The organism is Mycolicibacterium palauense (genome assembly GCF_002592005.1).
In the GTDB taxonomy this organism is placed as follows: Bacteria; Actinomycetota; Actinomycetes; order Mycobacteriales; family Mycobacteriaceae; genus Mycobacterium; species Mycobacterium palauense.
Genome location: NZ_NVQF01000074.1, coordinates 21,624 through 30,292, shown reverse-complemented (window position 1 = coordinate 30,292; position 8,669 = coordinate 21,624). Strand labels below are relative to the sequence as shown.

Annotated in this window: 8 protein-coding genes; 2 read left to right on the top strand and 6 right to left on the bottom strand. The window is 70.7% G+C overall.

Annotation, left to right across the window (positions count from 1 at the left end; all coding sequences use genetic code 11):
- Positions 1-172: 172 nt before the first annotated feature.
- On the bottom strand, positions 173-967 hold the full coding sequence (locus CSR00_RS23135) for an SDR family oxidoreductase (protein ID WP_099024763.1): 795 nt from the start codon (positions 965-967) through the stop codon (positions 173-175).
- A gap of 120 nt (positions 968-1,087) precedes the next feature.
- On the bottom strand, positions 1,088-1,669 hold the full coding sequence (locus tag CSR00_RS23130; RefSeq protein WP_176562214.1) for an alpha/beta fold hydrolase: 582 nt from the start codon (positions 1,667-1,669) through the stop codon (positions 1,088-1,090).
- A gap of 145 nt (positions 1,670-1,814) precedes the next feature.
- Here CSR00_RS23130 and cynS point away from each other — a divergent pair, with 145 nt between their 5' ends.
- Complete coding sequence (gene cynS / locus CSR00_RS23125; protein WP_099024761.1) at positions 1,815-2,270, top strand: cyanase; 456 nt, start codon at positions 1,815-1,817, stop codon at positions 2,268-2,270.
- 24 nt (positions 2,271-2,294) lie between these two features.
- Here the strand turns inward: cynS and CSR00_RS23120 are convergent, their stop codons facing one another.
- From CSR00_RS23120 to CSR00_RS23105, 4 genes are all read right to left on the bottom strand, one after another.
- The gene (locus tag CSR00_RS23120) at positions 2,295-3,173 is read right to left on the bottom strand and encodes a hypothetical protein (protein ID WP_141564446.1); all 879 of its coding nucleotides are present in this window, start codon (positions 3,171-3,173) and stop codon (positions 2,295-2,297) included.
- A gap of 81 nt (positions 3,174-3,254) precedes the next feature.
- Positions 3,255-4,397 (bottom strand): acyl-CoA dehydrogenase family protein, encoded by a 1,143-nt coding sequence (locus tag CSR00_RS23115; RefSeq protein WP_099024759.1) that lies wholly within the window; start codon positions 4,395-4,397, stop codon positions 3,255-3,257.
- Positions 4,398-5,630, bottom strand: a complete 1,233-nt coding sequence (locus CSR00_RS23110) for an acyl-CoA dehydrogenase family protein (RefSeq protein ID WP_099024758.1) — start codon at positions 5,628-5,630, stop codon at positions 4,398-4,400. It abuts the gene before it with no gap.
- Between the two features lie 223 nt (positions 5,631-5,853).
- Entirely contained in the window at positions 5,854-7,050 is a 1,197-nt protein-coding gene (locus tag CSR00_RS23105; protein WP_099024757.1) for an ROK family protein, read from the bottom strand.
- Positions 7,051-7,414: 364 nt separating this feature from the next.
- On the opposite strand from CSR00_RS23105, the gene CSR00_RS23100 reads away from it, so the two are divergent.
- Positions 7,415-8,596, top strand: coding sequence for an MFS transporter (locus tag CSR00_RS23100; RefSeq protein WP_099024756.1), 1,182 nt, complete (start codon positions 7,415-7,417; stop codon positions 8,594-8,596).
- Positions 8,597-8,669: the final 73 nt, after the last annotated feature.

Sequence of the window (8,669 nt, the reverse complement as noted above, 5' to 3'; positions counted from 1 at the left end):
TGGTGTGCGTAGAGTAGTCTGGTTGTGTTTTTTTGATGTTGGACGGCGCCAACCGGGTGCTTCAAAGGGCGTATCGTCGACAGGGTCAGATGTGTATAAGGGACCGGATGGGTCCTGGCGGCATGATGGGGCCCCGGCACCCGTAGCCGGTAGCCGGTGCAGCGGTCCGGTTCTACGGCGTGGGCTCCACGGCGTGTCGGTCCGCGCCGCCGGCAAGGCCCCGGATCCGCGGCGCGAGCTGCACGATCTCGGGTACGACGCTGGGATTCGCGTAGGCCATGGTGACCAGCGAGACCAGGGTGTTGGCGACATCGCCGAGCTCCGACATCTGGGCGGGAAGCTGCCCGTGTTCGACCCAGGACCGGAAGAGCTGGGCGAGCAGGTCGCGGTCGGCGCCCCGCAGGATCTCGGTGTCCTTGGTGGGCCCGATCCCCACGCGCAGCACGCACAGGTCGGGGTGCTCACTGCGCCAGGAGTGCAGCAGTTCGTCGAGGGCGGCCTTGCTGGCGCCGTAGGCGGCCACGCCCGCACGCGGCCGGCCGACGTCGTGGCTGGACGCGATGAGCACCACGCCGTCGGCCGACAGGTGCGGCAGCGCGGCCCGCAGCACGTTGTTGGCGCCGATGGTGTTCACCGAGAAGGCGTGCAGCCAGGTTGCGAGGTCGGTGTCCTCGATGTGGGCGAACGGCACGACGGTGCTGGTGAACACCACCGCGTCGAGCCCGCCGAGCGCCCCGGCGGCGGCATCCACCACCCGCTCGATGGTGGCGGCGTTCTCGACGTCGAGTTCGAAGGCGTGCCCGCCGATTTCCTCGGCGAGCTCGGTCAGCAGGTCGATGCGGCGTGCGGCGACGGCGACGTCGGCCCCGCGCCGGGCGGCGCAGACGGCCACCGCGTGACCGATTCCCGAGGAGGCCCCGACGACCAGGACGCGAAGCCCGGTGGCGTCGGTGGGTTGGCTGCTCATGAGTGGTGTGCTCCAGTTCCGACGGTGCGCTGTGATGTTAGGGCATCCTATGTTGCCCAGGTCGCCGGGACGCACGGGGCCCGTGCCTGGGCTCGGGGGAGCGATCTCGGGGGAGTGATCTCAGGGAGTGATGATGTAGACGGTGTTGCCGACCACCGCGCGTACGCGGTTGGCCGGATCATCGACGCCGACGTCGGTGTAGTCGGTGTGATCGGCGGTCATGCCCAGGATCAGCCGGGCACGCGCCCGCCGGCTGGGGCCATCGGGGTAGTTGTCCCAGTTCGCCCAGCCGTCCCAGCGTCGGGCGAGGTCGAAGACCCGGTACTGGGTGTCGTCGGGCGTGGGGAGCAGCCGGTCGCCGGTGACCGATCGGCGTGCCCTGCCGCCGATGCGGCGCTGCGGGTTGCCGGTCAGGATGAACCAGAGCCGGGCCGGCGGCGGCGCCCCCGGGGCGCCGGCGTGGGCCCGCAGCCACTCCGAGGCGACCTGGGCGCCCTGCGAGTGCGCCAGGACGACCTTGTCGCCGGGGACGTCGGCGATCTGTCGCGCCAGCGCGTCGACACCCCTGGGGATCGATGACCGCGACAGCGTCGCGGGATAGTCGATCGGCGTGTGCCGGTGCCCGGGCCGGGTGGCGAACCCCCGCAGCAGTTTCGCCATCCGGTTGCCGACCCCGAAGTCCAGGGGCTCGACCGTCAGCACGGTGAGCATGGTCTGCGAATCACTGGCGGGTCCCTCCGGGTCGGCACCGCTGGTGATCGTGAGGGTAGTCCGGCACCGGGGCGGGGCAGGGTGGCTGCACAGTCGGGTCATACCGGCGAAACATCGGTATGGGCACTATGGGGTCATGCGCAGAGAAGAGCTCACCGAACAGATCGTCCTCGCCCGGCTGTCCAAGGGGCTGACCTGGCAGCAGCTCGCCGACGCCGTGGACCGCCCCGTCGTGTGGACCACCTCGGCCCTCCTGGGGCAGCAGCCGATCCCGGCCGAACAGGCCGCGGTGTTGGTGGAGATGCTCGGGCTCGAGCCCGAAGCGGCCGCGGTGCTGGCCGCCGTGCCGATGCGGGGCGGCCTGCCCTCCGCGGTGCCCACCGACCCGACGATCTACCGTTTCTACGAGGCGCTGCAGGTCTACGGAGGCGCGATCAAGGAGCTGATCCACGAAGAGTTCGGCGACGGAATCATGAGCGCGATCAACTTCAGCGTCGACGTCGCCAGGAAGCCCCATCCGGCCGGCGACCGGGTGGTGGTCACCTTCGACGGGAAGTTCCTGCCCTACGACTGGACCGCCGCGCAGTCCTGAGCGCAGGCCCTGGGCTGCGAGGTGTCAGCCGGCCGAGGGGAGGTCGGGCCCCGGACTTCCATCGTTCCGGGAGCTCTGATCCCCCTGCCGGCGTTGCAGTTTCAGGTCGTCCTTGAGCTCCCGGAACGCGGCGACGCGGGCATTGATGGCCTCGGCCGTCGGTGACGGCGGGGCGGCGGGGGTGGCCTCGGTGCCGTAGAGCAGCGAACTCAGCCGGCTGCGGACGTCGTCGCGGCGCGCGGCCAGCCGGTCGCGCTCCTGTTCGGCGGCCAGCATGCCGTCGAGCTGCTGGGCCTGGATCGCGCAGTCACCGAGCGCCTGGATCCGCTCGGTGACCTCGTCGCGCAACCGGGCGACGGCGCGCTCGGCGTCGTGTTGCAGCCGCAGATCGTCGGCGCTGGCGTGCGGCAGCGCCGCGGACTCGTCGATCACGCGCTGCAGACTTCGGGCCCGTTGCAGGTGACCGGCGATCATGTCGAGGTCACCGGTGAAATCCAGCTCGGCTCGGTCACCGAGCCAGCCGTCATCGGCGGCCCGGGTGCCGCGGATGGCCTCCACGCAGGCGCGGGCATGCACGAGCTGCTGCGCCCCGTCGGGGCCGAACTCCTCCTCCAGGCGCCCGAACTGCTCGGCCTCGGATTCCCGGACCGGGGCCGTGTTGCGCAGAAGCGCGAACGCGGCCAGCCACACCAGGACCGGGGCGACGGCGGCGCCCCAGCCGAACTGGTCGACGACCCAGGCGGCGGCTGCCACGGCCATCACCGCCAGGACCACCAGCGCGATGCGTTGCCGGGCCGTGAGCCCGGCCCGGTGCGGCGCCATCACCAGCCGGGTGGCGCCCAGAAGTGCAAAGGCCACGGCGAACACCGCACCCACCAGCACAACAACGAAGACCCAGAGCACGGTGGCCCCTTCCTGTCCCTCCCTCGGCGAAGGTTGCCTCTGAGTCCGATGGTAGGCGTCTGTCCGGGTGCTGTGGGTGTGTCAGCGTGCCGCGGCGGGGCGGGTGAGCTCGGCGTATCGGCTCAGGTGGTGGGCGGTGGAGCCGAACTCGTACTGGATTGCGGTGAGCCGCTTGAAGTAGTGGCCGATCGCGAGTTCCTCGGTCATGCCCATTCCGCCGTGCAGCTGCACCGCGTTCTGGCCGACGAAGCGAACCGCTCGGCCCGCCGTCGCCTTGGCGGCCGAGACCGCGCGTGCGCGCACGTCCGGGTCGGCGTCCAGGTTCAGCACGGCGAGGTAGGCCGCCGCGACCGCCTGCTCCACCTCCATGTACATGTCCACCATGCGGTGCTGCAGCACCTGGAAACTGCCGATCGGCGTACCGAACTGCTGACGCTGCTTGCTGTATTCGACGGTGTCGGACAAGACCTTGCGCATCGCGCCGACGGCCTCGGAGCAGATCGCCGCGGTGCCCTCGTCGCGGGCCCGGGTCAGCGACGGCAACGCCTGTCCGGCCTCGCCGAGAAGCGCGTCGGCGGGCAGCCGCAGGCCGGTGAACTCCAGGTCGGCGGCGCGCCGATCGTCGATGGTGCGGTAGCCGTGGGCCACCATCCCGGCGGGCGGAGCCGCCGAATCACACTCCATCACGAACAGGGAGATGCCCTCATCGGTGGCCGCGGTGATGATCAGGTGGGTGGCCAGCGGGGCGGCCGGCACGGCGATCTTCGCCCCGTCGAGCACCCAGTCCTGCCCGTCGCGCCGGGCCGTGGTGGTCACCTCGGTGATGTTGTCGCCCGAATCGGGTTCCATCGAGGCCAGCGCGACCACCGCCGTCCCGGCGGCGATCTGCTCGAGCAGCGCGGTGGCCCGTTCGCCGCCGGCGCGCGCGAGCAGACCGCCACAGATGACCACGGTGTCGACGTAGGGCTCGATGACCAGCGCGTGGCCCAGAGCCTCGGCGATCACCATGACCTCGACGGGCCCGCCGCCGAGGCCGCCGGCGCTTTCGGGCAGCGTGGCCCCGAGAATGCCCAGCTCGTCGGCGAAGGAGCGCCAGATGTCGGGCTGCCAGCCCGCGCCGGTCTTGGCCGCGGTGCGGCTCTTGCCCAGCTCGTAGCGGGTGGCGAGGAACTTGGTCAGCCCGTCGCGCAGCAGCTCTTGTTCGCCGGTGAGTGTGAAGTCCATTCAGAGCCCCAATGCTGCTTTGGCCAGGATGTTGCGCTGGATCTCGTTGCTGCCGGCATAGATCGAGCCGGCCCGGTCGTTGAAGTAGCGCAGCGGCGCCACCGCCTGCCAGGGCTGCCCGGAGAGGTAGCCATCGGGTGGCGGATCGAATTCGGCCACCGGACCGCCGGGGCGGGTGGCGTGCGGCTGGTAGGCCCGGCCCCGGGGGCCGGCGGCCTCCAGCGCGAGTTCGGTGATCGTCTGGCTCAGTTCGGTGGAGAGCACCTTGAGCATCGACGACGCCGGTCCGGGATTGCGGCCCTCGGCGACGATGGCCAGGGTGCGGAACTCGAGGATCTCCAGCACCTCGGTGCGGATTCGGGCGTCGGCCAGCCGGTGGGCGAAGCCGGGGTCGTCGATGAGGCGGCCGCCCGCCGGGCCCGGCTGCCCTACGGCCGCCTCGGCGATCTCGTCGGCCATCACCTGCAGGGCAGGGGCCGTGGCCCCGCCGCCGCGCTCGAATTCCAGCAGGTACTTGGCCACGGTCCACCCGTCGTCGATCTCACCGATGACGTTGCTCTTGGGCACCCGGACGTTGTCGAAGAACACCTGGTTCTGCACCTCTTCCCCGGAGGTCATCACCAGCGGGTGGATCTCGATGCCGGGGGTGGACATGTCGATGAGCACGAAGGTGATGCCCTGTTGCTTGCGCGGACCGCGCGAGGTGCGCACGAGGGCGAACATCCAGTTGGCCTCGGTGGCATGGGTGGTCCAGATCTTGCTGCCGGTGCAGACGAGGTCTTCGCCGTCGTCGAGCGCGGCCATCTGCAGGGAGGCCAGATCGGAGCCCGACTCCGGTTCGGAGTAGCCCTGACAGAAGAACACCTCACCGGTCAGAATCCGCGGCAGGAAGAAATCCCTCTGCTCCTGGGTGCCGTAGCGGATGATCGCGTGGGCGACCATCCTGATGCCCATCGGCGACAGTGACGGCGCCCCGGCCAGCTGCGATTCCCGGCTGAAGATGTAGTGCTGGGTCAGCGTCCAATCCGTGCCGCCGTACTCGACCGGCCAGGCCGGCGCGGCCCATCCGCGCTCGTGCAGGATGGCCTGCCAGGCCATGCTGGCGTCGTGCTCGGCGTAGACGCTGGTCATCAGCTTCCCCGCCTGTCGCAGGTCCGCGGTCAGCTTCTCGTCCAGAAACGCCCGTACCTCGTCGCGGAACGCCGAATCGGCATCCGACCAGCTCAGGTCCATACGTGGTGTCCTCGGATCGTCGGGAGTGCGGGGTCCGTACCGGCACCCCACAACTGGTTGGTCGACTCGGTGTGAGGCTACGCCAAGATTTGATCAAATCTGAAATTTTGACGATCGGGTGCGTTGGCGATGTCGAGATCTGTCTGGGGTGGCGCCCACTCGGCCTGGAGGGCGGCCGCACGAGCCGAGCTGGCTCAGCCGCTTGGCGAGCCGCGGGTGCGCGTCAGGCGCGCGCGCCGAGCGTGGCGTCGATGGCCTCGGCGCCCAGGATGGTGTCGAGGACCAGCGCCGCGCTGCCGAGCACCGCCGAGCGGTCGCCGTCGGTGGCCGGGACGACCTGCAGTGCCCTGGTCGCCAGCGCGCTGGCATTGCGATACAGCGCCTCCCGCAGGCCGGCCACCAGGATGTCGTAGGCCTGCGCGGTGTCGCCGCCCACGATGATCATCGCCGGGTTGAGCAGGTTCACGGCGGCGGCGATCACCTCACCGATGTGGCGTCCGCTCTCCCGGATGAGGCGGCGGGCCTCGGCGTCGCCGTGGTTGGCCAGTTCCACCACGTCGCGCACGTGCCCGACGTCGCGGCCCTGCTCCCGCAGGGAGCGCACCAGGGCCCACCCTCCGGCGACCGCCTCCAGGCAGCCGACGTCACCGCACCGGCACGTCAGCCCGGTGGCGGTCGGGGTCTTGTTGTGGCCGAACTCGCCGGCCGCGCCCATCGCACCGCGCTGCAGCGCCCCGCCGGCGATGATTCCGGCGCCCAGGCCGGTGGAGACCTTGAGCAGAAGGAGATCGTCGACGCCGCGGAACTGGCCGTGGCGTTCGGCGAGGGCCATCACATTGGCGTCGTTGTCGACGAGAACGGGGGCGGTGGTGATGTCGCGGAAGTAGGGCCCGAGCGCGACGCCGTCCCAACCGGACATCACCGGCGAGTCCAGGCTGGCTCCGCGGGCGACGTCCACGGTGCCGGGCAGGCTGACCCCGACGCCGAGCACCGGTGCGCTGTCGTGGCCGCTCTCCTCGGCCAGTGCCTCCAGCTGTTTGGCCAGATGCGGCATCAGGTCGTCGGGCCCGGCCGCGACGCTCTGGTCGAGATCGACGTGGGCATGCACCTGGCCGGCCAGATTGCACACCGCGAGGTGGGTGCGGCTGCGGCCGATCGCGGCGGCCAGCACGACGCCCGCCTCGGCGTTGAACCGCAGCACCGCGGGGGGTCTGCCGCCGGTGGACATGCCCTCCTCGCGCTCCACCACCAGCCCGTGATCGGCCAGCGCCGCCACCCGCGCGGCCACCGCCGTGCGCGACAGGCCGGTGACCCGGCGCAGTTCGGAGCGGGTGGTCGCGACCCCGTGGCGGATCAGACCGAACACCTCGCCGGCCGTGGCGGGCGGCGAGGGTGGCTTGGATCCCCGGATGACGGGCATCTTTTCATTGAAACAAGCCCAGGTCAGGTCAGGCAACAGCTGTAAGGCTTCTCACTTTTGTCGGAAAAAGACCTAAGTAGGTTGGATGGGTGCCCAAAGCCTCGCTAGGCTCTGGTTTGACGGGTGACTGCAGCGCGGCAGGTCCTGATCGAAGCCAGGTGGTCCCGGTGTCGGGGTGGACCCGCACAATCGACGGCGGTGTTGATCCGAGGGACACCCAGGAGCACCCCGGGACACCCGGGATTCACCACAGCATTCAGAACAGCATTCAGAACAGCGGCCGCCGCGGCGGCCGCACAACCGAAAGCCGACCCCCGTGACTTCCACCGCCGCGCGCGCGAATGAAACGGCCACGCCGTTGGCCATGGTGGCGCTGCACCCGGCCGCCATCCGGCTGGCCATCCTCGGTCTCGCGCTCGGCGGGTTCGGGATCGGCACCAACGAGTTCGTGGCGATGGGGCTGCTGCCCCAGATCGCGGCCGGGCTGCACGTCTCCGAGCCGATCGCCGGTCACGTGATCTCCGCCTACGCACTCGGGGTCGTCATCGGGGCACCGTCGATCGCGGCCCTGACCGCCCGGTGGCCGCGCAAGGCCCTGTTGCTGGCGCTGATGGCCCTGTTCACGCTGGGTAATGTCGCCACCGTGCTGGCCCCGACCTACGGGTCGTTGCTGGCGGCCCGCTTCCTGGCGGGCCTGCCGCACGGGGCGTATTTCGGCGTCGCCGCGCTGGTCGCCGCGCGGCTGCTGGGCCCGGGCAACCGGGCCCGGGCGGTCGCGCAGGTGATGACCGGTCTCACGGTGGCCACCGTGCTCGGGGTGCCGTTGGCGTCCTGGCTGGGCCAGGGACTGGGCTGGCGTGCCGCCTTCATCCTGGTGGTCCTCATCGGTGCGGCCACCGTGGCCGCGATCGCGGTGTGGCTGCCGCCGCTGAGCGCGTTGCACGCCAGCAGCCCGCTGACCGAGCTGGGCGCGCTGCGGCGCCCCCAGGTCTGGCTGGCCCTCGGCGTCGGCATGGTCGGTTTCGGCGGCATGTTCGCCGTGTACACCTACGTGTCCACCACGCTGACCGACGTCGCCGGGCTGTCGGTGGCGATGGTGCCGGTGGCCCTGATGCTCTTCGGCCTGGGCATGGTGGTGGGCAACCTGGTCGGCGGCCGGTTGGCCGACTGGTCGGTGCTGCGCGGGCTCTATCTCTCGCTCGGGACCCTCGCCGTGGTGCTGGTGGCCTTCGTCGTGGGCTCCCACCATCCGGTCTCGGCCCTGGTGCTGCTGTTCGCGATCGGCGCCGGCGGTGCGGCCATTGCTCCGGCCCTGCAGACCAGGCTGATGGATGTGGCCGCCGACGCGCAGACCCTGGCCGCCGCGTTGAACCACTCGGCACTGAACATCGCCAACGCCTCCGGCGCATGGATCGGGGGCCTGGTGATCGCCGCCGGATTCGGCTACACCGCCCCGGCCGCGGCCGGCGCGGCCCTCGCCGTCGCCGGTCTGGCGATTCTCACGCTGTCAGTTCTGCTGCAGCCCAAGGAGGTATCCCACCGATGAAACGTGCGTCCCAACGGGTCCGCACCCGGGTGGAGTTGTACCTGCCCGCCGGTCGCCGCGTCACCCTGACGGT

What these genes read in the sequence shown, in the direction of transcription:
- CSR00_RS23135 (WP_099024763.1), bottom strand. Translation starts at nt 967, where the DNA reads ATGAGCAGCCAACCCACCGACGCCACCGGGCTTCGCGTCCTGGTCGTC.
- cynS (WP_099024761.1), top strand. Translation starts at nt 1,815, where the DNA reads ATGCGCAGAGAAGAGCTCACCGAACAGATCGTCCTCGCCCGGCTGTCC.
- CSR00_RS23115 (WP_099024759.1), bottom strand. Translation starts at nt 4,397, where the DNA reads ATGGACTTCACACTCACCGGCGAACAAGAGCTGCTGCGCGACGGGCTG.
- CSR00_RS23110 (WP_099024758.1), bottom strand. Translation starts at nt 5,630, where the DNA reads ATGGACCTGAGCTGGTCGGATGCCGATTCGGCGTTCCGCGACGAGGTA.
- CSR00_RS23105 (WP_099024757.1), bottom strand. Translation starts at nt 7,050, where the DNA reads ATGCCCGTCATCCGGGGATCCAAGCCACCCTCGCCGCCCGCCACGGCC.
- CSR00_RS23100 (WP_099024756.1), top strand. Translation starts at nt 7,415, where the DNA reads ATGGTGGCGCTGCACCCGGCCGCCATCCGGCTGGCCATCCTCGGTCTC.